Origin of the sequence: Gilliamella sp. ESL0232, from assembly GCF_013346885.1 — a bacterium.
In the GTDB taxonomy this organism is placed as follows: Bacteria; Pseudomonadota; Gammaproteobacteria; order Enterobacterales; family Orbaceae; genus Gilliamella; species Gilliamella bombi.
Genome location: NZ_JAAEDW010000001.1, coordinates 445,242 through 465,084, shown reverse-complemented (window position 1 = coordinate 465,084; position 19,843 = coordinate 445,242). Strand labels below are relative to the sequence as shown.

Annotated in this window: 24 protein-coding genes and 1 pseudogene; 1 reads left to right on the top strand and 24 read right to left on the bottom strand. The window is 38.7% G+C overall.

Annotated features, from left to right (window positions below):
• Window positions 1–34: 34 nt before the first annotated feature.
• From gpJ to GYW75_RS02165, 24 genes and pseudogenes are all read right to left on the bottom strand, one after another.
• A pseudogene (gene gpJ / locus GYW75_RS02280) lies at window positions 35–3,016 on the bottom strand (TipJ family phage tail tip protein); the annotation flags it as partial.
• Window positions 3,017–3,269: 253 nt separating this feature from the next.
• Window positions 3,270–3,887, bottom strand: a complete 618-nt coding sequence (locus GYW75_RS02275) for a tail assembly protein (RefSeq protein WP_174798263.1) — start codon at window positions 3,885–3,887, stop codon at window positions 3,270–3,272.
• The gene (locus GYW75_RS02270; protein ID WP_174798262.1) at window positions 3,830–4,543 is read right to left on the bottom strand and encodes a C40 family peptidase; all 714 of its coding nucleotides are present in this window, start codon (window positions 4,541–4,543) and stop codon (window positions 3,830–3,832) included. Before GYW75_RS02270 ends, GYW75_RS02275 begins: the two co-directional genes overlap by 58 nt.
• A 2-nt stretch (window positions 4,544–4,545) precedes the next feature.
• Complete coding sequence (locus tag GYW75_RS02265; RefSeq protein ID WP_174798261.1) at window positions 4,546–5,250, bottom strand: phage minor tail protein L; 705 nt, start codon at window positions 5,248–5,250, stop codon at window positions 4,546–4,548.
• Window positions 5,247–5,576, bottom strand: coding sequence for a phage tail protein (locus GYW75_RS02260; RefSeq protein WP_174798260.1), 330 nt, complete (start codon window positions 5,574–5,576; stop codon window positions 5,247–5,249). Before GYW75_RS02260 ends, GYW75_RS02265 begins: the two co-directional genes overlap by 4 nt.
• Before the next feature lie 59 nt (window positions 5,577–5,635).
• Complete coding sequence (locus GYW75_RS02255) at window positions 5,636–5,878, bottom strand: hypothetical protein (protein ID WP_174798259.1); 243 nt, start codon at window positions 5,876–5,878, stop codon at window positions 5,636–5,638.
• A 39-nt stretch (window positions 5,879–5,917) separates the two neighbouring features.
• A complete protein-coding gene (locus tag GYW75_RS02250; protein ID WP_174798258.1) occupies window positions 5,918–6,934 on the bottom strand; it encodes a hypothetical protein in 1,017 nt (338 codons plus the stop codon).
• A gap of 28 nt (window positions 6,935–6,962) precedes the next feature.
• Complete coding sequence (locus GYW75_RS02245; RefSeq protein WP_174798257.1) at window positions 6,963–7,379, bottom strand: hypothetical protein; 417 nt, start codon at window positions 7,377–7,379, stop codon at window positions 6,963–6,965.
• 57 nt (window positions 7,380–7,436) lie between these two features.
• A complete protein-coding gene (locus GYW75_RS02240) occupies window positions 7,437–10,703 on the bottom strand; it encodes a tape measure protein (RefSeq protein WP_174798256.1) in 3,267 nt (1,088 codons plus the stop codon).
• A gap of 5 nt (window positions 10,704–10,708) precedes the next feature.
• Window positions 10,709–10,987 carry a phage tail assembly protein T gene (locus GYW75_RS12680; protein ID WP_174798337.1) on the bottom strand — a complete coding sequence of 93 codons (279 nt, stop codon included), beginning with the start codon at window positions 10,985–10,987 and terminating at the stop codon, window positions 10,709–10,711.
• A 14-nt stretch (window positions 10,988–11,001) separates the two neighbouring features.
• Window positions 11,002–11,373, bottom strand: a complete 372-nt coding sequence (locus GYW75_RS02230) for a phage tail assembly chaperone (RefSeq protein ID WP_174798255.1) — start codon at window positions 11,371–11,373, stop codon at window positions 11,002–11,004.
• A complete protein-coding gene (locus GYW75_RS02225; RefSeq protein ID WP_174798254.1) occupies window positions 11,373–11,894 on the bottom strand; it encodes a phage tail tube protein in 522 nt (173 codons plus the stop codon). Before GYW75_RS02225 ends, GYW75_RS02230 begins: the two co-directional genes overlap by 1 nt.
• A gap of 18 nt (window positions 11,895–11,912) precedes the next feature.
• Entirely contained in the window at window positions 11,913–12,239 is a 327-nt protein-coding gene (locus GYW75_RS02220; RefSeq protein ID WP_065606395.1) for a DUF3168 domain-containing protein, read from the bottom strand.
• Complete coding sequence (locus GYW75_RS02215) at window positions 12,236–12,664, bottom strand: HK97-gp10 family putative phage morphogenesis protein (protein ID WP_065606393.1); 429 nt, start codon at window positions 12,662–12,664, stop codon at window positions 12,236–12,238. Before GYW75_RS02215 ends, GYW75_RS02220 begins: the two co-directional genes overlap by 4 nt.
• Window positions 12,630–12,980, bottom strand: a complete 351-nt coding sequence (locus tag GYW75_RS02210; protein ID WP_174798253.1) for a phage head closure protein — start codon at window positions 12,978–12,980, stop codon at window positions 12,630–12,632. Before GYW75_RS02210 ends, GYW75_RS02215 begins: the two co-directional genes overlap by 35 nt.
• 2 nt (window positions 12,981–12,982) lie before the next feature.
• On the bottom strand, window positions 12,983–13,309 hold the full coding sequence (locus GYW75_RS02205) for a head-tail connector protein (protein WP_174798252.1): 327 nt from the start codon (window positions 13,307–13,309) through the stop codon (window positions 12,983–12,985).
• 7 nt (window positions 13,310–13,316) lie between these two features.
• On the bottom strand, window positions 13,317–13,526 hold the full coding sequence (locus GYW75_RS02200; RefSeq protein ID WP_174798251.1) for a DUF7210 family protein: 210 nt from the start codon (window positions 13,524–13,526) through the stop codon (window positions 13,317–13,319).
• 16 nt (window positions 13,527–13,542) lie between these two features.
• On the bottom strand, window positions 13,543–14,754 hold the full coding sequence (locus tag GYW75_RS02195) for a phage major capsid protein (RefSeq protein ID WP_174798250.1): 1,212 nt from the start codon (window positions 14,752–14,754) through the stop codon (window positions 13,543–13,545).
• Complete coding sequence (locus tag GYW75_RS02190; protein WP_174798249.1) at window positions 14,754–15,581, bottom strand: head maturation protease, ClpP-related; 828 nt, start codon at window positions 15,579–15,581, stop codon at window positions 14,754–14,756. The genes GYW75_RS02195 and GYW75_RS02190 overlap by 1 nt, the downstream gene beginning before the upstream one ends.
• Window positions 15,582–15,583: 2 nt before the next feature.
• The gene (locus GYW75_RS02185) at window positions 15,584–16,807 is read right to left on the bottom strand and encodes a phage portal protein (protein WP_174798248.1); all 1,224 of its coding nucleotides are present in this window, start codon (window positions 16,805–16,807) and stop codon (window positions 15,584–15,586) included.
• The gene (locus GYW75_RS02180; protein WP_174798247.1) at window positions 16,807–18,318 is read right to left on the bottom strand and encodes a terminase large subunit; all 1,512 of its coding nucleotides are present in this window, start codon (window positions 18,316–18,318) and stop codon (window positions 16,807–16,809) included. Before GYW75_RS02180 ends, GYW75_RS02185 begins: the two co-directional genes overlap by 1 nt.
• A gap of 8 nt (window positions 18,319–18,326) precedes the next feature.
• Entirely contained in the window at window positions 18,327–18,803 is a 477-nt protein-coding gene (locus GYW75_RS02175) for a terminase (RefSeq protein WP_174798246.1), read from the bottom strand.
• 72 nt (window positions 18,804–18,875) lie between these two features.
• Window positions 18,876–19,112 (bottom strand): hypothetical protein, encoded by a 237-nt coding sequence (locus tag GYW75_RS02170; protein ID WP_174798245.1) that lies wholly within the window; start codon window positions 19,110–19,112, stop codon window positions 18,876–18,878.
• Window positions 19,109–19,444, bottom strand: a complete 336-nt coding sequence (locus GYW75_RS02165) for an HNH endonuclease signature motif containing protein (RefSeq protein WP_174798244.1) — start codon at window positions 19,442–19,444, stop codon at window positions 19,109–19,111. Before GYW75_RS02165 ends, GYW75_RS02170 begins: the two co-directional genes overlap by 4 nt.
• A gap of 124 nt (window positions 19,445–19,568) precedes the next feature.
• On the opposite strand from GYW75_RS02165, the gene GYW75_RS02160 reads away from it, so the two are divergent.
• A complete protein-coding gene (locus GYW75_RS02160) occupies window positions 19,569–19,817 on the top strand; it encodes a hypothetical protein (protein ID WP_174798243.1) in 249 nt (82 codons plus the stop codon).
• Window positions 19,818–19,843 lie beyond the last annotated feature (26 nt).

Here is a 19,843-nt window from a genome sequence, read left to right as displayed (position 1 = left end):
TTCTCCAGATGATAAAAACCGCACTAGGCGGTTGTTATTTTTTTAATGTCATAATCGTAATGAAATTTGGTATACCATTTTGTTTGCGTTTGTCTGGCGTTCGAGTGCTAACAACAAAAGTTGAATTTGCAGGTATTTTTGTTAAAAAAGTTTCACTTGCTGTTAAATTTATCTTTGACGTCTCTATCTTTATTGCGATAAATTTAGAATTTACATTATTTCTGATGACAATATCTAGCGCGCCGTATGTCCAGTAATCTGGATACCAGTGATTGTCATTACCGCCACCCTCATGCCCAACTGCGACCAGTGTTACTGGCAGTATAACCAAATCTCGTTCGAACGGTTCAGGTGCTATAGTGACAGAGCCATTTTTTGCGCACGTGTACATTTTTACAATATCACCCACAATTTGCATTGCCGTTAACTTCCCTTTAATCTGACAATTCTCATTAATAACAACATTGTTTAATTGCCCAGAATTCGCATAAATATTGCCTGAGATGTTAGCCCGTCTAGCGTTTAACGTGCCGTCTTCTAGTAATTCAAAAGCAGGGGGATTACCTGCACTGATAACATTACCCGCAACCATCCTGCCACCCGTAATTAACGGTGCTTTGATTTCAGTGCCAGCAATTAATCTATCACCTCGCATAGTGCCAGTAGCAATTAAATCACCATCTAAAAACATAGCAGGCTCAATCCATTGTGCGCCGTTGTACATGCGGGCTTCTGAATGTGCAACTTTCCCCACACCATCTAATGAGTAGATAATTAATGTGGTATCACGAGCTGGATAAAATCCGAATTCACGATAAAACATCAATGTAGCATCATCATTATTAGCTGGAAATCTACCATCTCCCGTTTGAATTCTAAATAATCCCCCTGCCCCGTTTTCTGCAATTAAAGTTTTTGTGTTAGCAATGAACATTTCTGAACGACCGACAACATTAACCGCATTTACACCGTACCAATATTCAGTGTCTGGCTGGCAATCAACATCGGTAAGCGTCATAGCTCGACCAAGATAATTGGTTTTTGCTTCAACTTCGGACTTTGTTGTACCTTTGTAGAATTCGAATTGTGTACCTAGACTGGATACAGACGTCATAACAGGGCGAATCGCTACATTAAAACTACTTGGCGTGAGTACCAAGCCTGATGGTTTAGACGGCGGCAGAATCGAAAAAGCAATCGTGGTTTCATCGCCTAATCGTCCATCTTCCGCTACCCCTCTAACTGTTGCGATAAACTTGCCTTGTTGCAGGTCTGATAAATAATACTCGGTATCGTTAACCGTTTCCCTGCTAATCAATTTATCATCACGATACACTTTTACTTCAAACTTCAAGTTTTGAATTGTTCTCGGTGTAGACCATGACAAGCGAGCTTGATATAAATCAGATTCGGGGATAATCTCGGCTTGCAGTTGTTCAACGGGTGGAATCGACCAGCCAAAAATTGTATTACTCTCAGCTTCGAATTTAGCGCCGTTATCAACAATTTCTTCTTTCTTTGGCTCATGTTGTAACGCGGTGATTGAGTAAGTGCCATCACTGTTTTCAGCAATGGTTATTGCTTTGAACAAGCGTGGTTTGATTTTATTGTCATATAGACCCCAAACAGAATATTCATCGACATTAACATTGCTTACTAAAACAAGCTTATTGGGTTTAATCTGTGCTTGGATTTTGACTTTTTGTAGTTGCATATTTGTGTCAGTCACACTTAAATACGCACTTTTCATGTTATTAATGTCAATGTCACGGTCTAACGTAATCGTGCTACCATTAGCTTCTAAAATTCGCCCACCAATGGTTGTACCCAAAAAATCATTATCAGCAATACCGATAATATCGCCGGGTAAATGGCGAATACCCTCACGACCTACCGAAAAGGTGACGGTTTGTGTTTCCAATTTTTCAGTTTGAATTAGCCATTTACCAACTCTATGCGCCTGTCCTCGTGACGTACAACCGAACGCATCAATTTGCGCAACATTCAGCCCAAATCGTTTGATTAACTCATCATCGGCAACGTACTCAGTTGTTGTTTCCCAATTGTTATTCGGGTCAATATAACGCACATGCACAGCCGTATGCCGTGATTTTTGCGCTGCTGAGGTGTAGTTGAACTGCCCTTCTACCACGTTTGCATTTGCATAAATTGCCACAGGGTCGCTTGGTCTATCCATCACTGCAGTGTACTGCGTACCGTCCCAAATCGGCATAGCTCGAAAGATTGAGCACAGGTCGTGAATCACATCATACGCTTGGCGTTGCTCGGTAATGTAACAGTTGCATGTAAATCTTGGTTCTTTGCCGCCGAAACCGTCATCGACTAACTGGTCGCAATATTGAGCGATAGTGTATAAAGCAAATTTATCAACACCAAATTGACCAATACGATTACCCATACCGTAACGTGCATTAGTCAAAATATCGTAAAATATCCACGCAGGATTATTGGTCCAAGCCAATTTAAAATTACCCGACCAAAAGCCCTTATACTCTCTCGTTTCGGGAGTGTAGTTATCAGGCACTTTAACTATCATCCCTTTAATGAGATAGTTACGACGAGGTACACCGCTAAACTGCGATGAATCGAATTTTAATCCAACAACTGCGGTATTCGGGTATGAAAATTTAGTATCGTAGATTTCAGTATACGAACTCCATAGTGTGTTATTGACTAATAATGATGATGTACTATCTGGCGTTCTGCGCAATACCCGAATATTAAACGGTTTCGGTGGTAAATCATCTAAAATAACCGAAGTTAAATACTGCGAGCGTGTTTTTTTATCGATTAAATCAACCTTTTTTACCGTTTTCCATATACTGCCCACACCGATTTGAATTTCCATTGATACTGAGGTTCGGTTAATATTTCCCTTGTTATCGGTTGAGCTTAACGACTGCACCCCAACCGTAACACGTACTCTATCAATGTTCGGGTCGGTAATAGTACGTACAATCGGCGTTGTTGCTTTTACTTCAAGATTAACAGGCACTTCATTTTCAGTGGCAGGAAAACCTTCAAGCGGTGCTTGCGCTTGAATGCCTGCCGTCCATTCAACATTAACGCCGTTAAAATTGTACGAACCATCGGGCGCTTGAATTGGCGTATCATTTAAAAATATGCTTTGTAGACCGTTTGCTGGACCCTCTATCTGTCCTTCGCATAACAAATCAATAATACTAAGCTGTTGGTGTGACTTGAGGTTATCCTGCGCTTCCTTTGGCGTTTTTGCTTTTCCTGAACCTTTACCCATTTTCCTTCCCCTTTATGATTTCCGCCCACGGAATTGGTGTTGTTGGTTTTTTATCTGTATTCGTTGCGTCGTCTAATGTTTCAAGCCCTTGTGATAGTACTTTAGAGCCGATTTTTGTTAATCCATAGCAAAGTGGTACTGGCGCACCTTGTGCTATCGTATTATCCAGATTAGAAAAATAGGTGTTTTTATTAGTACCGCCGTCTGCTGATTTGTCCGTTTTTGGCAATTTGGTTAGCATCATGGCCACACCGCCGACCATCATCCCGACGCCCATTCCAACTAACCAATATTGACCAGTCCACGCACCAACAACAACCATGACCGCTCCTGCTATAGCGCTTAAAAAACCACCTTTAGCTCCAGCAACTTGGGGGACAATATGAATAACGGCATCTTGTGGAATTCGACTGTGTAGACCAAACCGTAAATTGTCCTCGTTCATATCTACGCCGTTAATTCGTACGCGGAAATAGCCATCCATAATCTGCTTTTTCAAGCCTTTTATCTGGCAATACAAACCATTCATCGCTTCCGCTGCTGTTTCTACGCTCATATTGAACTTATCGCCATATTGTTTAAGATTGCCGTAAAGTTTAACGATTGCCATTGTTTGTGTCCCCAGATTGAATGTGTGTACTTAAGCCAAAACCCGTCATATAAATCTCTTTTCGATAAGCGGTTTGGGCAGTGATGTAGGATGAATTGATTGCCGATATAGATAGCTGCATGATTAGGTGTTGTTGAGCCGAGGCAGACTAAAACAATGTCGCCCTCTTGGACATCCTCAACTTGTTCAAACTCATTTTTCGGTAATAAATCTAAGTAGAGATTTTGCCCGTTATGCCACCAATCATCTTGACGCTCATAATCAGGTAAATCGATACCTGTTAACATGTACGCATCTCGTACTAGCGTTAAGCAGTCAGTTTCACCGTGCTTGAATTCACGACCGAGTAACGGCTTAATGTATCTGAATTTGTGAATTTGCTTGTTGCAAACTAGCCACCAATCTACTCCCGTTTGTTGCTGATAAAACTGGTCGGCTTGGCTGAGTATCGGTAAGCCGTTTGGGTGAGAGTGAACAATTGCAGTTATTTCGCCCTGTTGTTCGGCTCTAATCCAGTCATCTGACGAAATTTCGAATGTTTCGGTTGGTGTGGGTGAGATATTGTTGCATGGCAGATAGGATTTATTATCAATAACAAATCCGCAGCACTCAGCCTCACCGCATTGTTTAGCGTGATTAAGTATTTGTGTTTTCATAATTAAGAGAGTTTAGCGGCAGTTGGAAAACCACCGAATGGAAGAATACCATGTTGGCCATAACGCAGTTTACAGCCAGTAAGGCAACCGCTACATTTGTCTTTTGTGATGTCATTAGTCGGTTTATCAAATTCATCAGCTACAGGTCCACCTGTGTAACCGCATTCCGACGAGCGATATATCCAGCTACAGGTATTAGCGACAATAACACGAGCAGGAATTAAGGCGCCGTCAGACTCGCACGGTAACGCTAATTCAAACGTAACAACCATCGAATTTTGTTGTTTAACTTGTTCGATGACATAATTTGAGATGATTTCGCAAAACGGATCGGCATATTGATTGCTGTTCTCGAAATTCACCGCATCCAGATATTTAACTGGTACTTCGTGACGGGTGACAACTGCGCCAAGTAAGCCGTCAAAATCGGCAATTAAGCCAGTAACAAAACCCATTGCATTGCTAACGCTCATTGTCGGGCGGTTACTTACACCTTGCCCACTCTTTTCAAAACCATCAACTTTAATAGGATATGGCTCATAAATATTACCCTGCCATGTTATCGGGCGTCTCAGCTCATTTAATCCGTTATGAAATCGAAATATCGTTTTATTACCCACGATCTTCGTTAAATCGACTTCATACAAATCAAGAATCGCATCTTGCGCTATTTTAGTTATATCAAGTAACATTTTTTTGGGGATCATGCGACTACTTCCTCGAATGTTGCTGTTATTGTTGTTGCTGTGTTCATAACGTTAGATGTCCAGCTTGGGCATTTAACAGTAATTAACCGATGAGAGTTAGGCTCTCTCCATTTAAATGCATACAATCCGCCGTGGCGTGTTAAAAAGTCATTGATGTGTTGCGCATCTTCTCGTGCTACTTTTAGCGTGACACTGTATGAGCGCAAGTCGTTGTTAATGCCGTCTTTAATTCGTTGCTCGTAGCCGTCGCCAAGCTTAATGGTTTTTATCCTCGGCTCAGCTTTTTCACTCATATTCGGCGAAACTTGCCAGTGAAATGTTTCCATAGTTTTCTCCAGACATAAAAAAACCGCAATTAAGCGGTCTTGTTTATTAATTTTTATGTTTAATTCTTTTTAAATACAATAACGAATTTAATGCAATTTAAATCATAATCTGATGTTATTTTTTCTGCTAATTCAAAATTCATATTAACAATGCTATCAAGATCAGCATCAACATAGATATAAAAAGCATGTATTTCGTTAGCAGATGATTCGGTTTCTGTTCGTACTGGTGTTGCTTGATGCGATCTGCATATATTAACAAACAAATTAAATAACTTATCGAATTGTATTTGTGACAGCATATTTTCTCCAGATAATAAAAATTACACTAACGGTAAATATTATTTATAGTATTTTTCTAAAATCTCATACAACCGAATAACTTTTTTCATTCTATTAATCTTTTTGGAATCTACCGTCTTATCGCTATAGCTGTTTTCACCATAAAATCGTATTAAAGTATCATCTGTATCAGTAAGGCTTTTTATATAATCCACATAATTATTATTTGCTTTAAAATGGTAATATTCCTTTACTCCATATTTAACTTCACGATTAAAATCAATATTACTTTTTATGAATTTTTTATCATTTTGATAAATTAAAAATTTTTTAGAAAAAAGCCAATCTTTTCCTGTATACAAAACTCTTGTTATTAAAAGTAATTCTTTTCCATCTATGATTTTTACAAACATAGAAATAGGTGGTGAATTTACATCCATTGTTAAGAAAAACGTGTTTTCAATCTTATCATATGAGAGAAATATATCATCTGTATTTAATATATTCAAAACCTCATCTTTATCATTTTCATCTGTAATTTTTGATAATAGCATCTGTGCATCTTCTAAACTATTTCCAAAATATTTAGCGCCATTAGATAGAACTACGCTAAATATTTTATCTCCTTCGGTTAGCACTTTATCAACTTTTATTGTATTAGATAATTTTATATTAGAGATTTCTGAAATTTTGCCTTTAAGATTTTTATATACTTCATACTTTGTTATAAACCTATTTAAAGATCCACCAACCTTTTCGGACTCACTAGGAAGTTGCCAGATATAATAATTTTCTCCATTTTGTAAATGCAATTGATAATATATCCAAGGATCACCCTTTATTTCTTTTTGTATATAACTCCGCATACCTTTATATTTATCATAAGGTAGTTTGACTGAAGACTTTGGTTTTGTACTTTTGTTTAGATCCATATAACCATTATTTGCAATTGCATTAGCATTATTTTCATCAAAAATATATTCTTCTTTGCCGTTTGGATTGTAATCTTGAATTTTTGCGTTTGAAAAATTAATACTAGTTATAAAAACTATCAAAATAATGCACAAATTTTTCACACCATTCTCCTATAAATGATTAGTCTATTTAGAACGCCGTTCTATAAATACCATATCCACCATTTAAGGAATGAGCAATCCTATATGTTAAAACTTGACTTTTCTCAACATCCCCTTCAACTTCAACCATTCCTCCGCCACAAACTCCATTTGCCACCATGCTAAAAATTCGTTTCCCTAATAGCGGGTAGATAACAACTTTTTCCGCAGGATTTAAATCAGCAATCTTAACTCCGTCAACAAAAAGAGAATCAGAGCAAGCGCTACTTACAAATCCTTTATCTCTTTTTATAATAACCATTCCTGAATTTTCTTTTTTTACAAAAATATCTTGGTTATATATCCGCTGCACAGGAACGTTTACGGCCGCGTCATTTGACACTGGTGACGATGAGCACCCTATCAACGTAAAACCAATTAACCCCAAAAATACAATTTTTTTCATACCATTCTCCTTAAATAGTTAATTTTCAGTAAATGGTATGAAATTTAAGTTATTAAATCAACGATGATTTATTTTTCCGCCTGGTCGGACTTCTTTTTTGAGAATCTCATAAACAGATGTTTGTATCAAGCCCCCAATCTTATTGATATCATCCTCTGTCCATCCAGAATCCCCAACATTCACAGGCACGTTTACAGTTATATTACCTCCTGATTTATTTGATGTTTGCAAAAAGTCTTTTAAATCAGCATTGGTTCTATCATCTATTACCCGCTCTCCTTTTCTTAGCAGCCAAGTGCCATCTTCGGGAATATGATCAATACCGCTATGCGCCATACCCGTTAGCGTTTGAGCTGCGATCATGCCTACCGACGCATAACCAAGACCTCTAATTAACGACGCAGCAGGAACGCCCATTATTGGACCTAATTCAAGTGCTTTTGCGGCAGCAACTTCTGTGCTAATCATTGCTTGTGCAATAGCAGATGCTTTACTAGCAAGAAACATTACTTTGTATGCAGCAGATGATTCGCCAGCGGTTTCCTTGAACATATCAGCAATCGAGCCTGTTAATGATGAGAATGTGCCGAGTGTTGCGAGTGTATATGCAGACTGAATATCCTTTTGCTTTTGTTGCATAGTTTCTTCAATTTTTACGACGGCATCAGCATATTCTTGCTGACTAATTAGCTTTTGTGCTAATAAGTCGTTTTGAATTTGTAGCTGTTGCTCATTCCAGTCTCGCAGCTTTTTATCATCCTCCGCTACATTCAGTAAATCACTACCTAAACCGTTGTAAGAGTTGTGATAGCTGAATGTTGGTGCTGATTCAGCGGCTTTTTTAGCCATTCTATTAAGCAGTTCTTCACGTTCTTTTAATGACAGATTTGCTTTTTCGATAATCGATAAATGTTGCTTGTAAGTGTCTAGTTGTTGCTCAGCAGGAGTGCGCAAAGAATCCATAATTGATTTATATTCTTTTTGCGCATTTAGCTTATCTAACTCGATAGCTTTTGATTCTAATGCTTTCTTTTGAATATCAGTTAGCTTACTTAATTCCCCTTCCGCTAATTGCCTGCGGATTTTTTGTAGCTCAGTGATATCAGTGTAAGCGTTGATCTGACTATTTAGTTTGTCTAACTGCGACTTATACAGCTCTGCTGCGCTCTTGATCGTTTTTGAGTGTTTGAAGCCCTCTTGTAGCTTGAAGCTTTCACGTAGATTTTTTGTATATAATCTAAGCTTTTCAGTAAGTTCTTCTGACATTTTGCCAGTTAACTCTTGTCCTTTTGCTAATGCAATTAAATCAGCAGCGTGTTCAATAGCTGCATCTCCGGCAGCACGTTGTAAACCAGCAAGCACAAATGCCGCCTCTGCTCCACTTTCTGACTTAACTTTGTTTACATCAAGTTGCTGACTAAGTACGCCAAGTTGATTTTCTAAATTTGGAAAATCAGCTACATCAAGCAACTTTATTTCTGTTGCTGTTTCAGCCGAGGCTTTGCCCACCGCGTCCATTTTTTCTTTGCTTTCTGCCAAAGCATCTATTGATGAATGCACAGCCGATGTCATACTTCCCAATACTGTTTTAAATTCCTGCCCTTTTCCAACCGCATCTGCAAATTTTTCATTAAGCTCACCGACCTTGTTACCAAAATCATGCTTACTTATAGCTCCTTCGTCATATGATTTTTTTAGCGCTTTAAATTGATCAATATAGTCATGTATGGCAGATTGGTCTTCCTTTGTAACAATCCGTTGAACTGAATAATTGCCGTTAGCTTTCCAGGCCGTTTTAAATTTTTTTTCAAGTTGTTTTTGCAGGTTATCTATTTCATCATCAACTCTTTTAGAGTCTGCATCAACTTTTAATGTCAATTCTGATGTTATTGATTGTTGCTTACCTTTATCTAATTCTTTAAATTTAGCGAGAAGTTCGTCAACAGGCAATTGTAATTCTTCAAGCGGCTTTTTGGCTTTTTCTGCGCCGTCGCCCATTGCAAAAAATGCCGCACCGACTGATACCGCTGTAGTCAGCAATCCAACAGGCCCACCGAGTAGACCTAATAAACCACTGCCAGCTCGCGATAACAAATTAAATTTACTAGTTAGTACATTTACTTTTGTTTGTGCGGCAGCTAGCGCATTATTTGCTTGTGTTTGACGATTAATAGCTGCTGTTAAATTATTTTGCGCAACAAGACTGGCTTTTAAACCAACAGCACGTTGCGCTTCAAATCTTGCGGCATTTACTTCGGCAACCGCTTTTAATTGCAAGCTTTTAACTGCTTCTAGTTGTGCTTGAGCTTGAGATATTTGTGCTGTTCGGTTTGCTAGTGTTGTTTTTGTAGCATTGAAAATAGATAGCGAAAGTCCGCTGAAATATCGAGATAGACCAATGCTAACAAGAATTGTGCCAGCACCAGTTATTAAATGAATATTATCTGCAACGAATTTCAAGCCGCTTGCGATATTTTGAGTAACACCGGTACTGCTATTTAGTTCGCCAATTAACGACTTAAAGCTGTTTGATATCTGAGTAAAACCGTCTTTTACGGTATTACCCATGCCATCAGCCATTTCGCCCGTTTCATCTTTAACTTTGATCATGGCATCAGCAAGCTGTCGCATTGATATTTGACCGCTCATACCAAGTTGTTTTATGACCTTTTCGGCTTTACCTGTTGAGTTTGCCAGAGCGGTAACAACATTTGGCGTTGATGCCATGATCGACTTCCAGTCGTTACTACTAACTTTCCCTGTGATCATCGATTTAGTGATTGCGTTAATGCTTGTTGATACTTTATCTGCAGAAGTCGCATTTATGGTATAGCTGTTTGACATTGATTCGATAAAGTCGATCGTGTCATTTGTGCTATAACCCAGATCACGCATTGATGATGCTGTGGCGACGTACAGCTCTTGCGAATCTTCAATCGCTTTAGCATTACGATTACTAATTTCAAGCAAGCGACCTTGCACCTGCTCATAATTATCTGCTGAACCCTCGACAGATGTAATAGCCATTCTAATACGAGCAGCCATTTGCCCCCAGTCGTCCGCCATGTTTACAATGCTAGTAAATGCAAAACCACCTGCAAATGCTGTAGCTACACTTAAAGCCGATGATTTTAGCTGTGTTAATTGCATGTTCATTGCTTGAACTGAGCGATTATTGCTAGCAATGTATGCATCAAACCGCTTTGAGCGATCTTCCATCGTTTTGTAATAATCTGTACCAAGTCGTGATGCGCGGCTCATTTCTCGTTGATATGATGATGAGTCGGCTGTAACTCGGATTGCCAATTCTCGCAATGTTGCCATTTTATTTATTTCCCAAGTAAATTTGATAGCGCGTCAAATATGCTGACAGGCTCTTTCTTTTCTTCTTTGAATTTAAGTAAACAGTCCTCAAACTCGACTTTTGCACCTTGTGACCGATAGATAGCTGATGCGACTTGTGCGGCGTGCCAATCGTGTCTTTCATCACCAATCGGGTTTAATTTGTCGAATGCGACCCAGTAGTAAAATTCCCTTGCTGATAGCGTTTGTTCAAGCTCGGCAAGAGTTTTACCGAGCCTTAATGCAAGCTTTAACTTAAAAAACAGCTCAGGATCGCTTTCTACTTTTTTTCAGCTTCTTTTATCGGCTCGCTTTTCAAGCCAAGCAGATTAAAAGCCTCATTGACTAATCGAGTATGAACAGGACCATAACTTTTTACTAAATCATCAATATCATTGCTGAAAACAAAATCACCGTTATCATCAAGCAAAACCGTTGCAAATAGCGTTGCTTCCGCTTTAATGTTTAGTAAATCTTTTTCGTGATCAGTTAGTTTTTCATTATCTGTGATATCTTTGATTGTCTTAATATACCGATTAAAATCAGTGTGCAAAGGCTCACGAATAGTAACCGCAACGCCCCATTTTTCAACCCGAATCTTTTTTGTACGAAAGCCTGAATTTTTTGCTGTAATAATTTGTTTTAAATTCATTATTTTTGTCCTTGATTAACAGACGGAGCATTAAACACAAATTTCCCTTTCACTTTGAATGAGAAAGAACCTGTTACGACACCATTTTTCGCGCCTTTGAACTCGTAGCTAGTTACACGCGCAATCCAGTCGATTGAACTACCGTCTTCATATTTGATCTGGAATGCGTAGTTATCCCCAGTATCGTACGATTTACGTAATACTTGCTGTGCAGCATTGCCGATCACAAAGTTTGCATTCATTGAAACAGTCGCTTCCGCTGGTAAGCCGCTGATAGTTTCTTTTGTGATTGATGAAAGTGTCGATACGTCAATTTCTTCACCCTCAGGCGCTGTCATTGAGTAATCTGTCACAGTGCATTCTAAGCTGAGTTTTGCTGTTGCTGATACGATAAATTTAAGAGATGGATCTTTACTAACAAAAACACCGACATCCCTTGTTTTTGTGTATTCACTTTGTACTTGTTGAACTTCTGGCATATTAATATCTCCAAAAATAAAAAAACCGCAGTTAAGCGGCATAAATGGTTAAATGGGTTATTATTGAATGTAAAATTCTAACGTTGAGCGATAAAGCTCGGTTTCGGTTTCATAGTCTTGGCGACTAGTGATATTGAATGGTTTTAACAGTTTCAGTTTTTCGTATGACTGTTGTTTAATGGTTTCAGCTTCGAGCAGTGTTTTTGCGTAGATATCAACTTGAAAACAATACTCAACGGATGATTGTCCGCCCATAACATCGTCATAAACTTCTGAAACTTTTGTGTAACACATATATGGCGGACTAGTCCCATACGGTGCAACTAGTGGACTAACACGACCGTCGCACAATGTTTTTAGTGTGTTGTTAATTTTAGCTTCTATCATTTTAAGAAAATCTCATCGATATCTTTTAAATACTGTTTAAATGCTGCATCTTCTGCCTTTTTTACATTTGCATCAAAAGCAGGGCGGACAAAAGGACGTGCTGACATTTTTGACGTTCCGTTTTCGATCATCCACCAGTAAAATGGCAAAGTTTTTTTACTTTTACCTTTTTTTGATTTCTTTGTAACTCGAATTTTTTTAAACTTCACGCCAGCAGTTAGCGAACCTCTTGCTGTATCCACAGAAATAGACCGCCTCAATCGTCCAGTTCGAACAGGCGCACTTGCACGAATAGCGTCACGAAAAACCACTGCTCCAGCACGAACCGCTTTTTTTGATACTTTGCGTTGTTCCGACTTTGAAAGCAACTTAAAATCAGCTTCAAGCTCTTTAAATCCCGCTATTGATAACGAGGGTTTCATCATAACGTACACCCTTTTGACATGGTAATTCAAGCCTTGTCCTTTTTACGTCTTCAAGCACCGCTTTAATGTCGTAATAAGTTCCATTACACAGCGCACGCATATCAGCAGTAATATCGTTTCTATACCGAATTAAGATTTTACAATCTGTTTGCACCTGTTCAGCTTGTGAGCTTTGATACTCTTTCCCCGACACGTCCCGAATTTCTGCTCGTACAGTGCACACATCGACCCATTCATTAACTAGTTGTCCCAGTTCGTCTTTCCGGCTAACTTGCTTTTGAATGGTTATCCGATTTCTTAATCGACCAGCTTTCATATTCAAACACCATAAATTATATAGGGTTGCAACAGGCTATTTGTAGTGATTGGTATTTCTGATGTGATATTACCAATATTAATAGTTTCCCTGTTCTCGTACCAATGCCCTATTAACTGTAGCATCGCACCCGTGATTAATTCATCGATTAATAACGGTCTTGGATCATTTTTGTATTCATCACTATCAGCAGATTGATACAAAGTTCTCCTGGTTACGTTGCTGACATATTGAGCGGCCATTTTCATATAAATATTAAGTAAATTATCATCTTCATTGAAATCAGGCTCTATATTGCAATGTTGCTTGATTGTTACCAAATCAATCATAAATTACCTACTTTTTCTTTTTAGATGAGTTTTTTACCACTTTATCAGAGTCTGTTTCATCTTTATCATTTATTACAAGCGCATAACCTTTACTGATAAGTTCTCGTCCGTGTAAGTCTGACGTTTCAAATACTTCACCGTCAAGGACGACATGATTGTTCAAATACAACGGCTTTAGTAACTTAATTTTCATGTTAACCCCCGTTAAAAGCGGCATTTCTGCCGCATTGAATTTAAGATGAAATCGCAGTTCCAAATGACCCAAAAATAAATGCTTCAGGACGTTTTACAGCAAGGGCTAAACGTTCCTCACAACGAATTGAAATCATATTTTTTTCAAAATCATCAGAGTTTTCGGTTGAAATGACCACATTGGTGTCTTCACGGTCAAAAATTTGTGCACCCGTCGAGAAAGCACCCGTTAAGAATTTACCAACAAATGCAGCAAGCTCTGTTGCAATTACTGGCAATCCCCAAAGTGTAGGACCAATTAATCCTGTTGGGTTTGCTAAAATGTAACCACCATTTGAATCCTTGGTTAACTCTATTTTAGCCCAATCAGAGAAGTGTAAAACATGCCCCGAAGCCGGTAATCTTGCAAGTTGAGCTTGAAGCATCGCAAGACGTAAGTCATCAATTGGTGTGCGTTTTTCTGGAGCAAATGATGGCGCAAAAGCAGATGCTTGCGGGACAATACCGTGCAGATGCGCACCTGTTCCGTCCCCGAACAAAATCTCTTGTTCCTCAACATATTTCAAACCGTAGCGCATTTCGGCATCAATCGTGGATTGCAATTGTGCAAAGTCATCAAGGATTTGTTTGGACGCCTTAAACATGTGTGCCACAGTTGTGACTGGTGTCACTTTTGTGCCGAAGCTAATATCGCTGTACGGCTTTGTTGTGTTTTCAGGTACAACCGCCGCATTATTCGTAAATCCAGTTTGCTGAACCCAAAAAATTGCTGGTGATTTAGTTTTACCGGAAGCGATCAAGTCACGAATAAATAACCGCTGTTTTGGTAAAGTATCGATACCTGATAATCGTTGATGTTCAACAACCCCGCTTGGTACATCGATTGACGTTAATGCTGCTTGAACCGGAATGCTAACACGTTTGCCACCCTCAACACTTGAAGCAAATAGTTTTACATTTTCAGATGATGTAACAATTTGACCTGCGCTTAAAGCTACTTTTTTGGCAGTAGTTAATGGCATTGTTGCAATTTCTTGCTTAACTTCGCCAACTGAAGCTTTTATTGTTTTCTCCGCTTCACGCAGTGCGTTAATCTCAACAAAAGCCTTGTCTACACTGTTTTTGGTTTCTAATGAAAGCTCTCCAGCGGCTTTAGCTTCTTTTAGTGCATTTTCTGCGGTTACATCAAGTTTATTGGATGCTTTTTCAATACTCTCTTGTAACCCTTTGATCATATCTAATATTTCAGACATTATAGTTCTCCAGTTAATTTTTTTATTGATTTTTGAATATCGGCTAAAGCCGTGATGACAGCGTTCTGCGTGTCTGAATCGGTAGCGTTTTGCGTACCCTTAATTTGATTAAAAAGGACTCTCCTCTCACTTCGCGTCATTCCTGACCTTGCAAGTAATGTATCAAGTTGCTTTAGCATTGATTTTGTTTTATTGTCAGTTTGCTGAATTTCATCTGATAAAAGATAACCATCTGCAAAGCCTTGTTCTATAGCTGATGAGCCATTAATATATGTCTCTTCATCCATCATTTTGAGTATTTCGCCAGTATTTTTGCCAGTTTTATCACTATAGATACTTGCCATAGCTTCATCAAAAGGCTTTAATTGGTTAGCTGTATCAGCCAAAATATTGCGGTTACCAGCCACAACAACACTGCAATTATGAATCATTAAAAATGCAGATTTGGCAATTTTTATCTCATCTCCAGCCATTGCTATAATTGATGCGGCAGATGCAGCGATACCAACAATATTAATCGTAACCTTCCCTGCGTGCTGCTTAAGCATGTTATAAATTGATATCCCCTCAAACATATCACCACCGGGGGAGTTAATATTGACAATCACATCTTGGTTATTAAGGTTTTTTAAGATCCCAGCTATTGTTTTAGCTGTTATACCGTCACAACTCCACGGATTCTCACCAATTACATCATAAATTGATATTGTATTGTCCGTTGTCTTGGCTTGGATATTTGGATTCCATCTATTTAGTGCGCTTTGTGTTATTTTGTATTCTGCGCAGGGCTTATTTTCCAAAATGCTTGGATTCAATTGAAAAGGCATAATTATTCCTCGGATTGTCCGACCTTATCCAAGGTCGTCATATTTAATTGAATTGTGAATTTTTCTCCGCCGTCGATAGGTGGAAGATTTTCTTTTGCCCGAACCTCATTTCGGTTCATCCACCCATCTTGAAGAGCTTGTTTATAATAATTGGCTCTCGCATTACTATCAGCTCGTAACAACCCTTCAACAGAAAACTCAGCAAAATAACGATCATCACTATCTAGCAAACATCGCCAAATTTCTTGCTCGATATTAACCAGAGTTGGTCTTAATCCTGTTATCAAAAACTGAGTATAAAGAGCTTCAACACTTGACGCCCAAGAACTTTGTTTTTCCATATGCCCAACTAGCACAGGCGGAACACCAAACCATCGGCATATTTCTTCAATGCCGAAAGCTCTACTTTGCAGTAATTGCGCTGTTTCTGGGTTGATTGTGATCGCTTTATAGTCGAATCCCCCCTCAAGAACCATTAACTTACCTGCGTTTTTAGAGCCTGCGAACTGCTGAACATTTTCACGGATAGCATGGCGTTGCTCTGAATTTAACGGCAGTGTTGATGTAATAAAACCAGAGTTTTGAAGCCCATTTTTAAATACATTTGATGCGGCTTCGTTGGTTGCTAACGCAGATCCAATAATATCTGCCCCAACTTGTATTGGTGTTAACCCTACCGCACCATCCAATCCAAACCCTCGAATGTGCATTATTAGATCACGTGGTATATTCCTCTCTGTATTAGTAACAGGATCTGAATATGTATATGTTATTCTTCCAGAATCATCACTACCGACTTTCATGTACTGCGGTAACAAGGGACGTATACCAACAAGCTCTTTTTTAAACATTAATTTTTCAGAAAATGAATTACCCCGTAAACAAATGCTAGCGGGGATCATTTGCATAAATCTTGCTGGTGTTAAGTCTATAGCAGGTTGTTTGCAAAGAATTCGATATACTGGGTGATTAATGGCAAGTTGTTTTGAACCGTCGTTATTTCGCTCATAAATTTTTAAAGGTAGCGTCGATATCGTTTCCGATACCAATTTTACACACGCCCACACCGCGGATAACTGCAATGAACTATCAACGCTAACATTTTGTCCGCTTCTGGAATTTCCTGAATAATCAGACCATGCCGTTTTTACTGTCATTTCCGGCGTAACGCCAAGCCATTTTAATAATGCGGCCTTAATAAAGCCTTTTTCGTTTTTATTTCTCATTAAAGCACCATGATCGGGTCATTAATAAAAGAAGATATGTCCGTACTATCATCTTCTTTATTTGTTACACCAAAAGCCATAGCTAACGCTTGCATTCCGTCTATCCGCCCTGTTGCTTTGTGCTTATCGAACTTCCTATTGTCCGCTTCATCCCTTGTAACAACAGCATTAGCGGCACACATAGTTAATATTGGATGGTTACCGTGTCTGATAGTTCCATTTAAAAGCTCATCTTCTAAAATCGACAAAGCAGGCGTCATATCTTTAAAACCTTGCCCAAACTTAACTAACGGTGGGCTGGCATTAATTCGCTCAAATTCCTTGATTAAAAAGTCAATGTGATATCGGTCAAAGGCGATAGCAGAAATGTTATATTCTTGGATGATTTCATCTAGTTCTTTAACGAGATACTCATAATCAATAGATGCCCGTGGCGTTGTTCTTAAGTAACCTTGTTTAGCCCACACATCGTATGGCACTCTGTCCCGTTTTGAACGATCATGTATGCCAGCTTCTGTTGCCCAAAAATACGGGTGAACGTTCCAATGCCCATCACTTGTTTTTGATATAACAACGAATGCGGTTAGGTCATTCTTTTGTGATAAATCAAGTCCCGCAAAACTAATGATATCTTCTGACGTTGGTTTGGCTGAGCAAGATTCCCAAACATTGCGAGATACAAAAGGACTAACAACGGATACTCTTTGATTTAAGTTTAAATTTCTGAACTTGTTTTCTTCGCTCGGCATTCGATTAGCGGCATTAGCAAGCCGCTTCAAATCGTCATAGGAACGAAACAGACCAAGGGCTGGGTTTGCTGCTTTCCAAGCTTCTTCATCCAACACATCAGCATTTTTTTCAGCAGAATAAACATGGGAAACAATATGCGGATCGTTAGAGTTTTTTGCATCATCAAGCCACACACTAAATAAATCTGCATCGTTAGCCGCTTGTGTGCTAATTGCAATGAGTAATGGTGCTTTATGTGCACCCTGCGATGTTGTAATTGCATCAACAAAATCGCTTCTTGGCCCAACTATTTGCCCTACCTCATCCAAGATAGCAAGAATTGGCGATAGTCCATGTGCCGTTTTTCCTTCAGCGGCTAACGCTTTATATTCAACGTTGCAAAGTAAACCATAGAGCCTTTTCCCACTTGGTACAACCCTTACAATTCTTTGTAGTTCAGGGTTTAAATTCACAATTTTAACGGCTAAATCAAAGACTATTGCAGCCTGCTCTCGGCTCATTGCTCCACTTACGATTTGCGAATTCTGTACAGCTTCGGGACCAACCAAGTGCGCCAACAACAACCCAGCAATTAAACCAGTCTTACCGTTCTTTCTAGCGATACTAAGATACGCCGAATGCGTACCGTGCGGATTATCATAAATATCTAAAATGAACCTTTTCTGAAAATCAGCTAATTGCATCGGCTCGCCAAGGTGTTCGCCGTCGGGGACTCGGCAATATCGCTCAATAAAGGCTATTACTTTTTCACCTCTCGTCATATTCCACCTTAATGTATGGGAGTGGCAAGCAAGCCATCATCATGTTTACCCAAATATCTTCTAGCTTCTTGCTCGTTTTTATTATGATTAACTTGATCTCGTGATTCGCCGTTTGTTGCATGAGAGTGTATTTGCAGATTTCTTTTTTGTGCGGCAACTAACCGACCCAAATCAGTAATCTGCTTATCAATTCGCTTTATCTCGTTAGAGTTTCGTTCTTCGCCAATTTTTTTATTCTCCTTAGCTAGCTCTTTCCGTAATTCGAGAATTCTTAATTGGTTATTACATAAATCAGCACATTCGATAAGGTCGGTATCTGTCCATAAATCTAACGATTTCGATTTGATGTTAGCATCCCAAAAAGGGCGAGCTTTAGCCACTAGCCCTGCGTATTCAGGAGGTTCAATTGTGTTTTTAGCGGCATTATCCATTGCCCTGATAACCGCCGTAGTGCTATCTGAGCGTGTTTTCTTTTTTACGTCCATAATCAATCCTAAAAAAACTAAAAAAATCGGGTTAGCGTTAAAATGAAAGGAGGCGGGTGGTTTTCAAAGCATTTAGCTGGAGGAATTACCTACCCCCTCCCTATTACTTTTCTTACTCAATTCAATATCAACCGGGTTGCTAACCGCTTTACTATCCAATTTAAAATCAACATGTATACTTGCTAGTTGATTGGGTTTTGTCTCGATATTAACAGCTACTTGATTAGTTAAAAGCTGTCCATCTACTGCAATACCGTAGCCATAAAATTCACCATTCTTATATAAATGAGCTAATTGAATTTGTTTCATTTTTCTTTACTCCAATGTCCGCCATAGGGCATACCATTAACATCGCATCCTATTTCTGTACCCTTATTCTCAATACGTTGTTTAGTGCTTGAGTGATGAGTACTACATAAGCCCTGATAGTTTGATGAATCCCAAAATAATTTCTGGGCTTTCTTTATCTTTATCGGGTCTTTAGATATTAATGCTTGTTCGAGTTTGTGGGGTATAATGTGGTCTACTGCTGTAGCAGGTTCGTATCTGCCTTGCTTCCTACACATAACACAAAATGGGTTACGTTGTAGATATGTTAATCGGGCTTTACGCCATCTGGCGTTGTTGTATACGTTTATCATGGTGTTAAGGAGATATCTAAAAATTATTAAAGCTAAATCACAAAATTCATTAATTAAGCTATACACCTCTAACTAACCCGTATAATATATAATCACCTAAAAATTATTTACTACGAGGTTTACAATGTCTACTGATAATACACAAGTCAACTTTAGTGAATTTTATGAAATAAGAGATTGGTTAGTTAGAAATGGTTATAGCGGTACCAAAAAAAATTGGAAACATATGCTGACATTAGCTCCCTCAATAAAAAAATATTTTAATAAAGGCAGTTCAGCGCATTTAACGTGGCAAGAACTTGATGAATATCACGCAAAATTCCTATTAGAGTTTATAGATTTAGAGTTTTTTGAAGAACTAGATAACAAATAAAAATAGATCATCAAATGTGTTGGTTA